Annotated in this window: 13 protein-coding genes and 2 riboswitches; of the genes, 3 read left to right on the top strand and 10 right to left on the bottom strand. The window is 55.3% G+C overall.

Annotation, left to right across the window (positions count from 1 at the left end):
- Positions 1-7: 7 nt before the first annotated feature.
- Entirely contained in the window at positions 8-1669 is a 1662-nt protein-coding gene (locus WMO36_RS01750; protein ID WP_349076584.1) for an aryl-sulfate sulfotransferase, read from the top strand.
- 114 nt (positions 1670-1783) lie between these two features.
- The gene (locus WMO36_RS01745) at positions 1784-2584 is read left to right on the top strand and encodes an ATP-binding cassette domain-containing protein (protein ID WP_349076582.1); all 801 of its coding nucleotides are present in this window, start codon (positions 1784-1786) and stop codon (positions 2582-2584) included.
- Positions 2585-2661: 77 nt separating this feature from the next.
- On the opposite strand, the gene WMO36_RS01740 is transcribed toward WMO36_RS01745, so the two are convergent.
- The 3 genes from WMO36_RS01740 to WMO36_RS01730 all read right to left on the bottom strand — a co-directional run bounded on the left by WMO36_RS01740 (position 2662) and on the right by WMO36_RS01730 (position 6005).
- The gene (locus WMO36_RS01740; RefSeq protein ID WP_099571490.1) at positions 2662-3825 is read right to left on the bottom strand and encodes a pyridoxal phosphate-dependent aminotransferase; all 1164 of its coding nucleotides are present in this window, start codon (positions 3823-3825) and stop codon (positions 2662-2664) included.
- 155 nt (positions 3826-3980) lie between these two features.
- A complete protein-coding gene (gene ppgK, locus WMO36_RS01735) occupies positions 3981-4748 on the bottom strand; it encodes a polyphosphate--glucose phosphotransferase (RefSeq protein ID WP_003834570.1) in 768 nt (255 codons plus the stop codon).
- Between the two features lie 243 nt (positions 4749-4991).
- The gene (locus WMO36_RS01730; RefSeq protein ID WP_080788612.1) at positions 4992-6005 is read right to left on the bottom strand and encodes a glycosyltransferase family 2 protein; all 1014 of its coding nucleotides are present in this window, start codon (positions 6003-6005) and stop codon (positions 4992-4994) included.
- Positions 6006-6121: 116 nt separating this feature from the next.
- A riboswitch (TPP riboswitch) is annotated at positions 6122-6232 on the top strand.
- On the opposite strand from WMO36_RS01730, the gene tenA reads away from it, so the two are divergent.
- The gene (gene tenA / locus WMO36_RS01725) at positions 6225-6992 is read left to right on the top strand and encodes a thiaminase II (protein WP_003834566.1); all 768 of its coding nucleotides are present in this window, start codon (positions 6225-6227) and stop codon (positions 6990-6992) included. (Overlaps the previous riboswitch by 8 nt.)
- 125 nt (positions 6993-7117) lie before the next feature.
- Here tenA and WMO36_RS01720 read toward each other — a convergent pair whose 3' ends face one another.
- The 7 genes from WMO36_RS01720 to WMO36_RS01690 form a co-directional block, all read right to left on the bottom strand.
- Entirely contained in the window at positions 7118-7423 is a 306-nt protein-coding gene (locus WMO36_RS01720) for a YhbY family RNA-binding protein (RefSeq protein WP_022245108.1), read from the bottom strand.
- Positions 7424-7454: 31 nt separating this feature from the next.
- Positions 7455-7622, bottom strand: a complete 168-nt coding sequence (locus tag WMO36_RS01715; protein ID WP_349076579.1) for a hypothetical protein — start codon at positions 7620-7622, stop codon at positions 7455-7457.
- A complete protein-coding gene (locus tag WMO36_RS01710) occupies positions 7616-10000 on the bottom strand; it encodes an energy-coupling factor transporter ATPase (protein ID WP_349076577.1) in 2385 nt (794 codons plus the stop codon). The genes WMO36_RS01715 and WMO36_RS01710 overlap by 7 nt, the downstream gene beginning before the upstream one ends.
- Before the next feature lie 77 nt (positions 10001-10077).
- A complete protein-coding gene (locus WMO36_RS01705) occupies positions 10078-10722 on the bottom strand; it encodes an ECF transporter S component (RefSeq protein WP_154035195.1) in 645 nt (214 codons plus the stop codon).
- A riboswitch (FMN riboswitch) is annotated at positions 10707-10859 on the bottom strand. It overlaps the preceding gene by 16 nt.
- Before the next feature lie 90 nt (positions 10860-10949).
- Positions 10950-14669 (bottom strand): DEAD/DEAH box helicase, encoded by a 3720-nt coding sequence (locus WMO36_RS01700; RefSeq protein WP_349076686.1) that lies wholly within the window; start codon positions 14667-14669, stop codon positions 10950-10952.
- Between the two features lie 211 nt (positions 14670-14880).
- Entirely contained in the window at positions 14881-16296 is a 1416-nt protein-coding gene (locus WMO36_RS01695; RefSeq protein ID WP_349076574.1) for a C1 family peptidase, read from the bottom strand.
- Complete coding sequence (locus tag WMO36_RS01690) at positions 16283-16546, bottom strand: hypothetical protein (protein WP_302147259.1); 264 nt, start codon at positions 16544-16546, stop codon at positions 16283-16285. The genes WMO36_RS01695 and WMO36_RS01690 overlap by 14 nt, the downstream gene beginning before the upstream one ends.
- Positions 16547-16618 lie beyond the last annotated feature (72 nt).

Raw genomic sequence — 16618 nt, 5'->3', positions numbered from 1 at the left:
ATCAGTTATGAAATCGCTTCCACTTCTGTCGAACCATCCTCGTGTCAGACGCTGGACCGCGGCCGTCGTCGCATTGGCCATCGCATTGGGCGTCTGTCTCGTCAGCTACGACAACGTCGATGCGGCCATCAGACAAAACAGGATCGAACGGCTGAACGCACGTATCGAGAATGTGTACACGGTCGACTATCAGGATATGGCCGACGACAAGCTCGAGCAGGGAAAAAGCAAGTTCGCCGCCACGGAAGACGACATGTTCGTCACCGAGAATCCGTATGGCACCAACACCACGTCGCTGTATGTGTATTTCACTACCGACGACGCGGTTGCCGTCTCCTATACCGTGCATGCAGACGGCTACACGGATTTCACCCGTGACGCCTACCAGCAATCGCAATACAGCAAAACCCATGAATTCCAGCTACTCGGCCTTATTCCCGGCGAGAAGAACACCATCACCATCACGTTGACCGACGCCGATGGCAAATCCCGTACACATGTCTTCGAACATAAGGGCGCTTACCTTCTTGGCAATGAGGAAGTGCGGCTGGAGCAGACCGTCGCAGCCGATTCAGGTGAGGATCTGGGCGATGGCCTGTATGCCATTCTCGGCAACGATTCCGACGAACAGGATTTCATGTTCTATTACGATACGAACGGCGTGCTGCGCGGCGAGATCCCCGTGCTCTACTATCGTTCGCATCGTCTGCTGTTCGACGATGACGGACTCATGTGGTTCTCCGCTTCCACGCACCATATGGTGGCGATGAACCGTCTCGGCAAGTTGGAGAAGATCTACGATCTGGGATCCGACTACATTCTGCATCATGATTATGCGATGGATTCCAACGGCGACATCGTGCTGTTGGCCACCGAGATAGGCCGCGATGACAATGCCGTGCAAGATCAGGTCATCAAGCTCAGCACCTCCACCGGCAGTGTGACGAGCTTGGTGGATTTCGGTGAACTGTTCGCCGACTATAAGGGCTCCACCACGCATGCGGGAACCGACGAGTCGGATTCGAATGCCAAGAATCGTTGGGATTGGCTGCACTGCAACACCATCCAACTGTTGAATGACGGTTCCGCATTGTTCTCCGCACGCGAAACGTCCACCATCATCAAGGTGGATGATATGGAATCGGATCCGACGCTCGACTATATGATCGGTGAGCCGTCCGTGTGGGCAGGCACCGATGAGGCCAGCAGTTTCCTGACGAAGTCCGGTGATTTTTCGGATACCGGCGGACAGCATTCCATCACATACGTCGCCGATGATTCACTGCCTGACGGCCAATATTACCTGTACATGTTCGATAACAATTTCGGCACTTCACTGACGCGTCCTGATTTTGACTGGACGGTGATTGACGGCATCTCGACCGAACTGTCTTCCGACACGGCGGAGTCGCAGTATCGCAAGTATCTGGTCGACGAGAATGCAGGCACGTATACGGAAGTGTCGTCGTTCGACGTGCCATATTCGCCGTATGTCAGTTCCGCACAGGAATTGGACAACGGCCAGATTCTCATCGATTCGGGCATGAAGGGCCTGTTCGGCCAGTACGACGAGGATGGTGATCTGTTGGCGCAGTTCCATATGACGTTGAACAGCTCATACATCTATCGCGTGTACAAGTACGATTTCTCGGGATTCTATTTCGCCTGACGCGTAGGCATTCGCGAATCTTGACGGGACTGGAATCTGAACTCCTTGTAGGGGTTTGGGTTTCTGTCCCCGTTTCGTATGCAATGGGTTCGGCACGCCCGTACAATGGTTGCCATGGGTTTTTTCGATTCGCTGTTTTCATCTAAGCATCCCGAAGTGGCGCATGATGTCACGTTCACGCTCGATCAGGCTGGCCACACGTATGAGGATGGCAATGTCGGTCTGGAGCCGACGTCGTTGACGATCACTCCGGAAAGCAAGCGTGTGGCCGTGATCGGGTTGAATGGTTCTGGTAAGACCACGCTATTGCAGTTGTTGGATGGCGCGTTGACAGCGACGTCCGGTTCGGTGCGTATCGACGCGAATGGTGCTGCGTATGATCCGTCGGTGAAGCGTGATCTGAAACGTATCGAGTCGATGATCGGCCGTGTTCGTCGCGAGGAAATTCCGAACAGTTATTACAAAGCGGATTCCATTCGCGAGGCGATTGATGAACCGTTGAAGAAGCATAAGGTGCCGGAAAGCGAACGCCAGGCGATCATCGGCAATCTGTTCGCGCATTTTGATTTGGCTGCGGTCGCGCGCGAGACTGCTTCCGCGTTGGATAGCGAGAAGCGCCATCTGCTGGCGATCGCTTCCGCATTGAGCTTCTCCCCCGCGGTGATCGTTGCCGACGAGCCGACCAAGGGTTTGGACGAGGTGGCGTCCGCGCATGTGGCGAAAGCTCTGTTCAGTTACGACAAACAGGTAGTGTTCGCCACGCATGACACGGAACTGATCACACGCGCGGAGTATGCGATCGACCGCACACTGGTGGTCGACGACCATCAGGTTGTGTTCGACGGTGGCCCGCATGAGGCCGTCGCTTTTTACACGGACCTCATCCGCGCTAAATATGAGGCTTCCAAAGCCTGACCATACCCACGGATTATTCCCGTTCCCCACATGTTGCGGCTCCTTCATCGGTGTCGACGATGGAACCACAACATGTTTCAGCCGATCATTGTGTTGACGGTGTCAAGCACCGTCTGAACGTTATGCCTGAATTCGTCGGGTTCCGGCAATAACGAGATCGCGAGATAGCCGTTCGACGTCATATCGAAGAAATAGCCGGGCTGTCCTGAAATTCCGTGCTTTTCGATCATGGACAACACCAGTTCGTTCTCGTCAAGCACGCTGGGCACGTGCAAAAGCACATTCCATCCGCCTTCGGCACGCAACACGCTGACCATGCCCTGCTCGTCATCATCCAGCATGGTATGCAAGGCTGCGAGGTTGGTTTGCACGCGCTCTCGCACGCGCGCGGTCTGCGCGGCTGCGGCGCCCAGCATGGCGGGGATCTGTTTGGCGATGATCTCACTCATTGGCAGATAGTCGTCGGCGACCACGTCGAGTCTGCGCTTGGCCTCATCCACTTCAGCCGCCGGGCCGGACACTTGGATCCAACCGACTTTGGCATGTGGCGCGGCCAACGTCTTCGAGAACCCATCCAATGCGAATGTGAGCGTGCCGGTCTCCCCCGCAAGACGCGCGTTGCCATCGAATGGTTCAAGATCATAGTCGTAGAACACCTCATCGGCGATGATGGCCACCTCATGGTCATGACAAAGCCGCACAATGGCCTCACGTTCCGACGCTTTGACGTACGATCCGGTCGGATTGTTGGGATTGATGAGCACCAGTGCGCGGATACGTTCGCCTTCTTCACTTTCAAGTGCTTCGCGCAGTTCGGCCACATCGATGTACCAAGATCCGTCGAATCGCTGCTGGTATTCGATCATGTCGGCACATTCAAGTCGTGCGATCGATTCGATGAGCGGATAGCCGGGTTTCGGCGCGAGCACGGCATCGCCGGCGTCGCACAGGAGTTTGATCAGCCACGAGTATGCTTCGGATGTTGAGCTCAGTATGTACAGGTCTTCGACGTCAACATCATTGCCTCGCCCTTGAAGGAATGCGGCCAGCGCTTCGCGCGCATACCGTTGGCCGCGTGGCTCAGCGCCATATATGTCTGGCAGAAGTTCCGGCGCGAGCGCATGCTTGGTTGGATTGGAGTCGTTGAGTTTGCCGAGCGTGATGCCGCTTGTTTTGGCTTCCGCTTCCGCTTTGGCGATGGGATTGGGCTCGCTGATATCGACTCTGGAGGAAAAACGCATAGTCTCCACCATACTCCTTGGATTGCGCAAGTCGTTACGTCAAGCAAGATGGTATGCCTTCGCCTCACAAATGTTGACGGAATAAGCGAGAGCCGCCCGACGAATCGGACGGCTCTCGCTTATACAAAAGTTGGGAACCTTAATGGTTCACGGCATCACTTCTGCTTGGTGCTTGCGTAGTACGCGGCACCGATGATGCCAGCCTCATTGTGCAACTTGGCTGCAACGATCGGGGTCTTGATGTCGATGTACGGCAGGAACTTCTCAGACACACGAGACACGCCGCCGCCGACAACGAACAGCTGCGGATCCAAGTAGAACTCCATCAGGGAATAGTACTTGGTCAGTCGCTTGGCCCACTTCTTGTAGCCCATATCAAGCTTTTCACGGATGGAGGATGCCGCGTACTTTTCGGCGTCGCCCTTGCCCTTGAGCAGTTCCAGGTGACCAAGCTCGGTGTTCGGGATGAGTTCACCGTTGAAAATCAGCGCCGTGCCGATACCGGTACCCAGCGTGGTTGCCACGACCAGACCATCCTGGCCCTTGGCCGCGCCGAACTGCTGCTCGGCAAGGCCTGCCGCGTCAGCGTCGTTCACCACGGTGACTGGACGTCCGCAGGCTTCGGAGAACACTTCGGTGACGTCCACGCCGACCCAAGACTGGTCTAGGTTGGCCATGTAGCCGAGCTTCTCGCCCACGTGGATCGGCGCCGGGAAAGCGATGCCGACCGGAGCGGATTCGGGAACCTCGAAATGCTCGAGCTGCTGGCGAACGATTTCACCGACGGCCTTCGGAGTGGAAACTTCCGGGGTAAGAATCTTCAGACGCGGTTCGGCAAACTCGCCCTTTTCGAGGTTAACCGGGGCTGCCTTAATGCCGGAGCCTCCAATGTCAACGCCAAACGCCTGTGCAGTTTCAATCATCTTCGACCTCTCCTATCAAGGTACATAGTGGGTGTTATCGAACCGGTAAGCGCCATAGTAACTCGCCCCATGCCCCAAAACGCGCCGAAAAAGCATAAATGGTGAATACGATTGCATAATTTTTCGCAATGAAATGATTCATTCTGCAACTTTTTTCTGCAAACGATTCGCCCCATGTCAACTCAACGCATCGGCATGGGGCGAATCGTAAGAAGATGACCGTCTGAAGACGGCGCAACCGCATCACTTGAGCGGCGGCATCGGCTTCCAATCCGGATCATGCAACAGCTTGCGTGAATCCCACCAACCCTTGGCTATCTGCACCAAGCCGGTCTTCACATGCTCTCGGTCCACCATCACCAGACGGATGACTTCCTTGGCGGCGGTCAGCAGCGTACCCAGACCGAACATCAGCGGACGGTAATCGCCGAACGCCATGAAATAGCGCGCCATGTAGCCTCGGTTACGCATGATGTGGTAACGGTTCATGTCAGAGGTGGAGTTGAGCTGGCGCACGCCGGCGATATCCCAATTGCCGATTTCACGAGTGCGGCGCAGGATCACGTCAGGCACCACGATCGGGTTGGTGACTTTGCTGGCGCGGTAGCCGTACATCGTGTCGTCCCAGTAGATGAAGAAACGCGGATCCGGCAAGCCGATCTGTTCGACGATGTTGCGGCGGAACAGACCCCCCTCGAAGCACAGGGTGTCCATCACGCGGTAGCCGGGGCGTCCGAATGCGGCCGGAGCGATCGGATTGGGGATGCCGAGGGGAATGATGAAATCGTATTGCCAGTAGAACGGACCGCCGTCATAGTCGTATCGGCTGCCTTGGATCACATCATGGCTGCCGGTCCACTTGGCGAGTCGTTCGATGGCTTCGGGCATCACAGCCACATCGTCGTCCATCACCCAGAACCATTCGGATCCCAGCTCATATGCCTTCTTCACACCTGCGGAGAATCCGCCTGCGCCGCCGAGGTTGTCGGATTGAGGTGCATACACCACGCGACTTTCGTTGCCCGACTGGTCGGCGATGGTATTGCCCCACTGCGCGGTGACCGCTTCACGGAAATCGTCGACCATGCCTTGGGTCGCATCGCTGTGCTCGTTGTCAACGACGACGATACGCCATGGTGCCACAGTGAGTTTTTCGATGGATTCGAACAGGGTGGCGAGCAGCTGCTGACGCTTGTATGTCACCACGACGATAGCCAGCTTTTCGATGGTGTTCTTCGCAACTTGCTTTTCAGTCATACGTTCTATTCTTGCACTCGCCCTCAACCGAACATCGCCTGTGTTCGCATCATGCGGCACGATTCCATTCGGCGGACAGGCTCTTGCACATTTCGGACGGCTTTGCCATAATGTACGGCGTAATGCAGGGGAACCCGTGTTTGTCGGGTTGAGATAGGCCAAGTGAGGCCTGAACCCTTTGAACCTGATGGTTAATACCAGCGTAGGGAGGCATGTCTAATGACTGCTGTGACATCAACAACCAATTTCGATTATGAGTTCGACGCCGCCAAAGGCATCCAACGCAACAATCTTCCTCCGTTCGCGCAGCGCATGCGCAAGGCTGCTGACCTGGTTTGGGAGGAAGGCTACCAGCAGCCGTTCATCCGCGAGCTTGGCGAAGGCACACTGCAACGCGAGCGTTTCGCCTTCTATCTGCTGCAGGATTTTCGTTATGTGAACGATTACGCCAGAGTGCACGCTTTGGGATTAGCCAAGGCCACCGACCCTGAAATCATGGCGTTCATGCTCAAAGTGCAGAACGGCGCCCTGCAGGTCGAGACCGAAGTACACCGCTCCTACTTGGCCAGCTATGGCATCACCGAAGAGCAGATGAACAATGTGCGCCAGTCGGCCTTCGCGCGTGCCTACACGTCGAATATCCTTTCCATCGCCTATGGCAAGGATATTCTCGACATTCTTGTGGCCGTGCTGCCGTGCGCCTGGGTGTATGCGGATTATGGTTACCGTCTTGCCGCCGAGTTTGCCGACACGCTTGACGACAATCCGTACAAAAGCTGGGTCGACATGTATAAGACCGACGAGTTCTGGCAGGATTCCGTGTGGCTGCTCGAACATATCGAGAAACTGGTAGCCGACGCGAGCGAAGAGCGCAAGCGCGAGCTGATTGACATTTTCGTGACCGGCGTGGAGAACGAGTACATGTTCTGGGCCAGCGCGTACGACATGCAGTACACGTGGAAGCCCGAATGGAATCAGGAGCGCTGACACCGCTCCATCGCATGTTTTCCTGACTTCCGATTGTTTATTTTCATTGCAATAGGGCGGGTGCCTTCTGATTGGTTTTCAGAAAGCACCCGCCCTGTTATGTTTGGTCGCGTCAGTTTCCCGCTTTATTCGCGTACGAGACGAATATGCTCCACATCATCGCGATGGGAGCGGCGATAGAGCACGAAACGGTTGCCGATAACCTGTACGAGTTCCGCATTCAGTTCTTCGGCCAACCCCTCGCCTGCTTCCTTAGCCGTCAGTCCGGATCCATCGAGCACAGAGCATTTGATGAGCTCACGCTTTTCGATGGTCTCGTCCGCCTGCTTGATGGCGTTTTCGCTCAAATCGTTCTTGCCGACCTGGATGAGCGGATTGAGCTTGGTGGCCAGGCCGCGCAACTGCTTGACCTGCTTCTTGGTTAATGCCATAACTTGTTCCATTCCTATCTATGATGCTTGCTTAAGAGTAGCGTGAGGGCAGTAAAACCTTGCATATCACTCCTCCCGCGCCTTTGATGGCGTTCACACCGTTTTCGATGTTCCTGCGCGTGTTCAGACGTGCTTCTTCGGCGGTTTCGCTTTCCAATACGATCAGTGGAGCGCCATGCCCGTCCGGAATGCTCAGCATAGTCCAGCGATCAGGGTCAATGCGGCAATGTATGACACACCCACACCGACTACGGCGATGTCACGTTTGGCGATCCGCATGATTCGCCAGTGCGTGCGCATGATGCCTTCCTCGTAACATCGTGCGTCGAGTGCAAGGCTGAGATTATCGGCATGGCGTATCGCTCCTGCGAATACCGGAATGATAATGGCGGTCATCGCTTTGATCCGCTGCACGAATGTTCCCGTTTCAATGCTGCCGCCTCGGACTGATTGCGCATCCACAATGGCTTTCGCTTCGCTTCCTAACGTGGGCAGGAACCGCAATGCGAGGCTCATCACCAACGCGATCTCCTGCGCATGCATGCCTAATTTTGCGAAAGGTTTGAGCAACGCTTCGAATGCGTCGGTGATGGCCGTGGGCGTGGTGGTGGCAAGGAATACCGCTCCGACGATAATGACCACGACGAATCTGCAGGCGTACAGTATGGCGATACGCACACCGTCGTCGGTGATTGGAATCGGCCCGATGTTCGTAAGAACGTTGCCGGATCGCACGAAGAACATATTGAGCAGTCCGCAGAACACGAACAATGCGAGGAACACGTGAACCGATTTGAACAGTTGTTTCACGCCGATGCCCGATATCGCAACGATCATGCCGGTCAGCAGTGCGGCCACAAGCAACTGCCAGAAGGATCTGATGGCGAACGCGGAGAACATGATCGCCAACGCACTCACCATCTTCACGCGCGGGTCAAGCCGTTCCATAAAACTGCGGTTTTCACGGACGTCTCCCTTTGCGCGTCCGGAGTCAATCGCGTGCGGATTCTTCGAACCTGCCGTTTCGGAAGTGCCATTGGCTTCGATATTTCGAGTAGCGACATTACCGTTTTGTCTACGATCAAGCGCAATCACCCGATCGGCGAGCACGTCGATTTCCGTTTGTGAATGGGAAATGATGAGTACGGTGACGCCTTGTGCGTGGAGGGTTTGGATGAGATCGTGCACGCGGGTTGTAGCCGCCTCGTCAAGTCCTGCGGTCGGCTCGTCCATAATAAGGATCTGCGGTTGGCATGCGATGACGCCCGCTATGGCGGCAAGTCGTTGTTGTCCGCCGGAAAGGTCGAATGGCGAACGATCGGCAAGATGCTCGATATGCAGCAGCGTCATGGCTTGATTGACGCGTTCGGATACCTGCGTTTCGTCAAGATGTTGGTTGCGTGGTCCGTAGGCGATATCCTCGGCTACGGTTTCGGCGAAAAGCTGACGTTCAGGATGTTGCATGACGTAGCCGATGGTGGCGTGCAGTTTCTCACGGTCCGCACGTTTGAGCGACTGCATATTGCCGTTGGTGCGTTGGCGTGCGACGGGAATGGTATTGATGGCGATGTTGCCGGATTGCGGCTGGTCAAGCGCGCAGAGAAGACGCGCGAGGGTGGTTTTGCCTGCACCGTTATGCCCTGTGATGGCCACGGTTTCGCCCGCATTGATGGTTATGGAAAGCTTATCGAGCACAGGCTTGCTACTGTTTGGATATTGGTATATCAGATTATGGATTTCAATGATTGGTACAGCTGATGTTGGCTTCGATGCACCATTTGCGATATTGGATTTGGCAATTGGGTTGTCTTCTTGCGCCGTGTCTGATTCGTCCATTTCCGGAATACTTGCAGTATCACCGTGAGCGCTTTGCACGATACTCCCGTTATCTAGGCGAATGATGCGGTCAGCATTGGCGAATTCGTCACGATGGTGGGTGACGAGAATGATGGTTGTGCCGTGCTGCTGCAATTCGTCAAGAATATGCATGATGTCGGCGCGGCCTTGCGGATCGAGCATGGCGGTAGGCTCGTCGAGCACGAGGATTTCAGGATTCATGGCAAGCATGCCGGCGATGGCGACGCGCTGTTGCTGACCTCCGCTCATTCGCGTGGGATCGGCTTCTCGCTGTCCGCTCATGTCAACTGCGTCAAGTGACATGGCGATCCGCATATCGATATCATCATGCGCAATGGCAAGGTTTTCCGGACCGAAGGCAACATCATCCTCGGTAATGGTGGTGACGATCTGATCTTCCGGATGTTGGAAAACCGCCCCGATACCATGCCGGGCGCTGCGGTAAGCGTCAGCGTGCGCACCGCTTTCATCGAATACGTTGTTTCCCAACAACGTGACATGTCCGGCATCGGGTGCGGCAAGCCCTGCAATGATGCGTGAAAGTGTGGATTTTCCTGATCCGTTTGGGCCTGCCAAGCATACACGTTCTCCTTGGCGGATGGTCAGGTTCACACCGTCGAGCGCCCAGGTCGCGCCGGCGTCATACGTGAAACGAATATCACGCAATTCGACCGCAACGATGTTCGTGTCGCTATCAGGATTCATGGAATCGTCTTTCATAAACGGAAGGAACCTTCCATACGTCGAAAGGTTCCTTCCTATTCATCAATATGCGGAATCGATATGGTGAACGAGGCTCAGCGGTTCAACAGGTTGGAGATCGGCTTGTAGATCAGGAAGGTGATCACGCCATGGATGGTGAATTTCAACGCGTTGAACGGCAAAAGCGCCGGCACGATCAATGCCACGACCTGTGCGGTGGTCATGTGCGCGTAGAACGGCGTGACGATCAGGTTGCCCACAATCGCCACCACCAAAGCCACGATAGCACCGACGATGATGCCGATGACCGCGCCCTTGCGGGTCTTGTTCCTGCGGTAGATCAGTGCTGCCGGCACGGATAGCGCCAAAGCCACGAGTACGGCCATAAGCGTGCCCCATGGGTTGGTGAACAGGTGCGGCAGGAAACCGAGCACGCTGACGATTGCCGCCGCTGCTGGACCGTAGGCGAAACCTGCTACCAGGCTGACAATGCCGGACGGATCATATTTCAGCCATTCCACGCCTGGCATGATGGGAAAGTCCACGAAGCTGACGGCCATCGACAGCGCCACGAACAGCGCATACATGGCGATGCGTTTGGTGGACCAGCGTCCGGAATCGGCCACGCCTGTGGAATGCGCGTTGTCGGGACGCGTCATGCTTTCGCTGGCGATTTCGGCGGTGTTGTTTTGGGTATTATTTGGTGAGGATACACTCATGTTGAGCCCCGTTTCTTCCATCCGGACTTTGACCGTTGGCCCCGGATTCTCACCGGATCAGCCGCTTTCGCGGGTCGCGGGCTTCGGCATGGGACTGTTATGAACGTCAGTCGTACCGTTACCGCCAGTAAGGATTTTCACCTTCCCTGAAACTTGCACGACAATATATACGCCCACCATGCGATATTCGCAACCTGTGTTCCGTTTTTATCTTGCGATTTGGAACGCAAGATTCCTCCGACCGCACGTCACGACAACAGGCCGAGCAGGTCGTCCTTGCTGAGTGTGCCGACGCCTCCGGATGCGGTACAGTCGGTGAACTGTTGGGCGAGTTCGCTTTTCTTCTCCTGAAGTTTGAGGATGCGTTCCTCGATGGTGTCTTTGGCTACGATCTGGTACACGTTCACATCCTGCGTCTGGCCGATACGATGCGCACGATCGGTGGCCTGGTTCTGCGCGGCCGCGTTCCACCACGGGTCGGCGTGCACCACTACGGACGCACCCACAAGGTTCAGCCCCGTATTGCCCGCTTTGAGCGAGATGAGGAACACGGGAACATCGTTGCCATTGAATTCGTCCACCAGTTCCACACGGCGTTTCTTCGGTGTTTCACCGGTGATGGTGTAGAAATCCACGCCCTGTTCAGCCAAACGTGTACCAATCAGGTCAAGGAATGAAGTGAACTGCGAGAATACGAGCACTTTCTTGCCTTCGTCCATGCACGTGGATACGAGTTCGCAAATGGCGTCAAGTTTGGCGGAAGCATTTTTCGCATCCGCATAGACGAGTCTCGGATCGCAACAGATTTCGCGTAGTAACGTGAATTCGGCAAGAATGCGGATTTTCTTGGCATTGAAGTCGGCATCCTTGGTTTTGGTAAGGGTGGCACGCAACCGTTGCTCATGTGCCGCATAGAGCTTGCGCTGTTCGCCTTCCAATTTGACGGTGAGCACGTTTTCGAACTTGTCAGGTAAATCGGTCAGCACGTCTTTTTTCAGACGTCGCTTAATGAACAGTCCGACCAAAGCCTGCAGTTTGTCAGCCATGACGGAATGTTCAGAACCGGGTGCCATGATCGGCTGTTCGTATTTTTCTCGGAACTTCGTGTAGGTTCCCAGCAATCCGGGCATGAGGAAGTCGAAGATGCTCCACAGTTCGCTCAACCGGTTTTCGATGGGCGTGCCGGTTAATGCGAACCGGTGTTCGGCGGTGATTTGCTTGACGGCTTTGGCTAGTTTGGTGGCATGGTTTTTGATGTATTGAGCTTCGTCAAGTACCATTAATGCAAATCGGCAGTCGGCATAATCATCCACGTCTCGACGCAGCAAATCATAAGAGGTGATCACCACATCGGTTTGCTGCGTTTCGTTGGTTTCAGTCGAATTGTTCCATTGCTGCGCCACGGTTGCGATGAGTTTGCGCCGCTGTGCTTTCGTGCCTGCCACGACTTCGATGGTGAGATCCTGCGTGAACTTCTCGCATTCGGCGGCCCAGTTGTATACCAGGGATGCCGGGCAGACAATCAACGCTGGGCCGCTCCCCTTGCGAGCTTCCACCAGTGACAGCAATTGCACGGATTTGCCCAAACCCATTTCGTCGGCGAGAATGCCACCGAAGCCTTTGTCCCACAAGGTGGAAAGCCATTGGAAGCCTTCCACCTGGTATGGGCGCAGTACGTTTTTGAGGTTGCTGGGCACTTCGTATCGTTTCGGGTCGATGATTTTCACATCGTTGACATAGTCGACGAATGATTCGCTTTTGCCGTCGTCATCAACTTGAGCGTCCAAGAGGAACGCCTGATATCCGGGAATGGTGATTCTTCCGGAATCAAGCTGTTGCTCATTAAGGTCAAAATCTGCGGCAATCTGGTCAAGTTCATGCAGATCGGCATTCTTCAGATCAACGAACGTACCATCCTTGAATCGATGATAGCGGCGGTTCCTACGGTAGGAATTCAGCAACGCACCGACCTCGTTCATCGGCACTTCGTTGGCTATCGGCGAGATCTCAACCAGATTCGAGTCAATGGACAGTCCGACCTTCACTGTAGGGCTGCTTGGCATCATCATGCCGTCGAACGCGGCCGTGGAGAACACCTGCCCGACCGAGCGCAAGATATCCACGCCTTCGGTGAGCAAGAGCAAAATCGTCTGTTCATCTTCCTCACGAACCCGCGCCACGTCAATGGAACTCCATGTCGGGAAAAGCTGGCGAACCACCTGCACCGCGAATGATTCGCGAGCCGTATCTCGTTTGATGAGCGCCGCTTTCGACCGCGAATCCGGATTAATCACGCCTCGTAGTGCTTTAGCGGTCGGCACCAACTGGAACATGAAATCGCCGTATCGTGCCACAGCCTCACAGGTGATGCCCTGCAGATCACGGTCCAAGTAGAATTCAATCTGGCAGTCGACTCCCATCCGTTCGGCGACTTCCTGCGGAATATCGAAACCAATGCCCGCTTCGGTAAGTTTTGGCAGTATTGTTCGTGCGAACATGGGCCAGTCGTTTTCCGCGATGAACACACCATCGCTAACGTTCGACGCGCACAACGTCATCAACGCGTCCACTGCGGGAAGGATGCTGTCGGCGCAACGGAAGAGTACGCTCACTGGCATCATATGGGAATCCGTCGGAGTGCCGTTATGTTCGGCACTCATGAGGTACACGCCCCGCTGCCCAACAATCCGATCCGTGATGGTACGGTTCGACGTGATACGCACGCCCGACGAAGCGCCTTCCTTCACATATTCGGCGATGAACCGAAATTGCGGATTGCCATCGAATATGGCGATAGTATGCGATCTGGACTCCCCTGGCGTGGCCACTTCGACATAGTCCGGAGCGGCGTCATCCGTATAGGCGAAATCATTCGGAGTGAGCTGCCGCGCCCTCTCACGCCCCTCATGCTTGGGAGCTTCCAGCGGCCCACGTGCTATCAGCACGTCTTCGATGTAGTCCTGTTGCGGTTCCGCTTCGAACAGGTTCAGCAGATCGCACAATTCCCCATCGGTAAGCATGATTTCACGTTCGATACGCACGTCTGGCGCGTAATAGTAGTTGTTCTGCAGCTGTGCAGCGACACGTGATCCAACAACACCTTGCAGGAATCGGAACAGCTGCAGCGAGAACGGTTCGAGCATATCCGGAGTGTGGGTGAACGAGAGTTTCTGCCCGTATGACACGTATGCTTCGTCGTGCATGTCGGCTACGAATTTGGAAATGCTTTTGATGATATAACTTGCGTCGCCGCAGCCGATTTTCAACGTCAGGCTCCACAGCTCACGGTTCATGATCAGCGTGGGCTCCAGACGCACACTTCCCGGTTTCACTATGATGGAACCGCTCTTGCGTTTTGTTTTCGCGGCCCCTTGCGTAATGACGCCTCGTTGCTCGTCAGCGAGACGGCTTTTCGCGTCGACGATGCGCTTGAGCACGTCAAGCTGCGCGCTTTGACCGGTATTGTCATTCTTCGCATCCAGCGCACGCATATAGTCGGAGAGGATATGCGAGGTCACGCCACTTCGCTTGAATCCGCGGAACCGTTCGGGCTGGTCAAGAAACAGCAGCAGCATTGCGGCGACATGCTTGCACATGCCCGTATAGCGGCGCCTCCCAGCCGGCTCCGAATCGAACTCGTCATCGTCCTGCACATGACCGAACGTCGATCCTGACTCGAAATCATCATAATCGTCGACGTAATCGTATTCATCGTCATCATCGTCGAAACTGCGATAATTTGGATTGTTGCGGTAGCTGGGCGAATATGCCGACGAATACGTGCCATAACCGTGCTGCGAACCGTTGAACGCCGGGCACGAGCAATACCTGGCCAAGAAAAGCTCATCATGCAAATCGAGCGTGGCCTGCACTTCGTATCGGCTGGACGGTGAGGTGGTGCCCCGCATATTGGCATGCAGGGTGATGCGATCGGAATCGGAGTCGTTCAGGCAATGCAGATCCGACATTTTCGCACGCCACTGGTTGGCGATTCCACGGGCACGCTGCAATACAGGCTGACTGCATTCGCTGCGTAGTTCGTCGGAAAGCCATGGCAAAGTATCCGCCAACTGAACCCCAATCGTTCGCACATTTGTTCTTATGAAAGAGTATCAGCACAGCGGAACAGGAAAGCCGTGGCTGCAATCTCAGCCACGGCTTCGCTCCATACAGGTTATATCAGCGGCAACGCTTGGTGAGCGGCTGCCATGGATCGAGTTCCACCGGTTCGGCTTCCAGCAGCGCGAGGGTGGCGTCGTCGAGGTATTCCCTGCGGATGATAATCTCGGTCACATAGCGGTCGAACCATGCGTCGGAGGCCACGTAGTAGCCGTCCTCGCCGTTGTCCTTGCCCCAGCTGTTCTCCACCTTCCAGCGGTTCGGCTTGCCTTGTTCATCAAGGTTTACGCCGGTAATGGTCATGGCATGGTTGCTCGGGCTGTCGCCGTATTCGAGGCCGTGCGCCTTGTCGAAATCGAAATCGGTGCCGAACAGCTGGTCCACGCGCACGCTGTCGCAGTCGAAATAGCCGGCCGCGCGTAGCGAGAATTGGGTGCAGTCGCAGGCGAACCAGATCGGATGGCCGGCACTGATCTGGTCGACGGCGGCCTTCTTGAACACGTCGAGCGGCACGTTGATGAATTCCATATCCTCCGTTTCGGCGACATTGGCGGTGTAGCGGATACGGTAGCGTTTGTTGAACGGGCGGGATTTCATTGGCACGTTGCACAGCGTCACCAGATCATCGACGTCCACCGGCACGTATTTCCTGTAGAATTCCATCGGCGTGATGCCGGTCTCACGGATCTGCCTGCGCTCGTCCTTGCCGGTCTTTGGATTGTCGGACTTGCCTTCGTCGGCTTTCTTGTCGTTTTTCTTGTCATCGTCGCTCACGCGGGCCAGGAAGTCGAACCTCTCCGGCGGCTCACCAAGCGAGATGGCGCACATGCGGTACACGGTGGACATGTCGTCTTCCTTGACCGACCGCAACTCTTCAATCGAAGCTCCAGCGGCATGGCGTTCGCGCAAATCCGCCGCGAACTGACGCAGCCTGCTGTTGAGATACTGTTTGAATGCGTCGGAATCCTTGGAATTGGCGGATTCCGGATATGCGTTCTTCGGCACAAGACCGTACTTGTCAACAAGGGCGGCGAACATCTGCCACCAACCGCCATCGTCGGCCGGACCATAGTTGATCTCCTGGAACAGGCGGCTGTCGGTCGGCTCGTCGAGCGTGGAAAGCACATTCTCAAGATATGCGTTGGATTTCTCCATCGCATCCCAGAAAAACAGGTAGGTTTCGGAGAATTCGAAATCGTCAAGTCCCCATTTGTGCATGAGCTCATAACGCAGGGTGTTGAGGGATGCGAACATCCAGCAGCGGCCCGATCTACGTTGGTTGGTGATGGAGCCCTGCTTCAGTTCTATGGAGAAGTCGCGCGGCAGCGAGCGCTGACCCTTGTAATCAGTGGCAGCTTCGAGCACGCCCGCAGATACCGCCGCGTTGGCCGCCACGAGATTGGCGCGGTCTGCGTTGAAGTCCTTGGCGTATTGCATGAGACGTTCCGATTTGATTGCCTTGTTACTGTTTGTCATATCGCCGATATTCGCCGTATGCCTTGACAGAAAGGCACGTTTCAGCCCCCATTTCGTCCTGCCCCAATTCCATTTCGCTTATATGTGGCAGATTCAGCCACTTGCGGAAAACCATTTCGCTTATATGTGGCACTTTCTTCCACGCCAGCGCCTCCATAACCTCGGGAAAATACCCCCTTGTACGGGTTTCCCCAAAAGCATCTGCCACATATAAGCGAAATGACATCAGGCGGAATGGGAAATCTGCCACATATAAGTGATTTGACTTCGATTTGCAGGTACGCTGATAGCGTGTGAGAGTTTGGAGATGAGGAGCATATCA

The organism is Bifidobacterium hominis (assembly GCF_040095915.1).
Lineage (GTDB): Bacteria > Actinomycetota > Actinomycetes > Actinomycetales > Bifidobacteriaceae > Bifidobacterium > Bifidobacterium hominis.
This window is presented reverse-complemented; position numbering and strand designations above follow the sequence as displayed.

Excerpts from the sequence above, each read along its gene's own strand:
- WMO36_RS01710 (WP_349076577.1), bottom strand. The coding sequence starts at position 10,000 with ATGAAAGACGATTCCATGAATCCTGATAGCGACACGAACATCGTTGCG.
- ppgK (WP_003834570.1), bottom strand. The coding sequence starts at position 4,748 with ATGATTGAAACTGCACAGGCGTTTGGCGTTGACATTGGAGGCTCCGGC.
- WMO36_RS01740 (WP_099571490.1), bottom strand. The coding sequence starts at position 3,825 with ATGCGTTTTTCCTCCAGAGTCGATATCAGCGAGCCCAATCCCATCGCC.
- WMO36_RS01705 (WP_154035195.1), bottom strand. The coding sequence starts at position 10,722 with ATGGAAGAAACGGGGCTCAACATGAGTGTATCCTCACCAAATAATACC.
- WMO36_RS01745 (WP_349076582.1), top strand. The coding sequence starts at position 1,784 with ATGGGTTTTTTCGATTCGCTGTTTTCATCTAAGCATCCCGAAGTGGCG.
- WMO36_RS01750 (WP_349076584.1), top strand. The coding sequence starts at position 8 with ATGAAATCGCTTCCACTTCTGTCGAACCATCCTCGTGTCAGACGCTGG.
- WMO36_RS01695 (WP_349076574.1), bottom strand. The coding sequence starts at position 16,296 with ATGACAAACAGTAACAAGGCAATCAAATCGGAACGTCTCATGCAATAC.
- WMO36_RS01720 (WP_022245108.1), bottom strand. The coding sequence starts at position 7,423 with ATGGCATTAACCAAGAAGCAGGTCAAGCAGTTGCGCGGCCTGGCCACC.
- WMO36_RS01700 (WP_349076686.1), bottom strand. The coding sequence starts at position 14,669 with ATGTCGGATCTGCATTGCCTGAACGACTCCGATTCCGATCGCATCACC.
- WMO36_RS01730 (WP_080788612.1), bottom strand. The coding sequence starts at position 6,005 with ATGACTGAAAAGCAAGTTGCGAAGAACACCATCGAAAAGCTGGCTATC.
- WMO36_RS01715 (WP_349076579.1), bottom strand. The coding sequence starts at position 7,622 with ATGCTGAGCATTCCGGACGGGCATGGCGCTCCACTGATCGTATTGGAA.
- tenA (WP_003834566.1), top strand. The coding sequence starts at position 6,225 with ATGACTGCTGTGACATCAACAACCAATTTCGATTATGAGTTCGACGCC.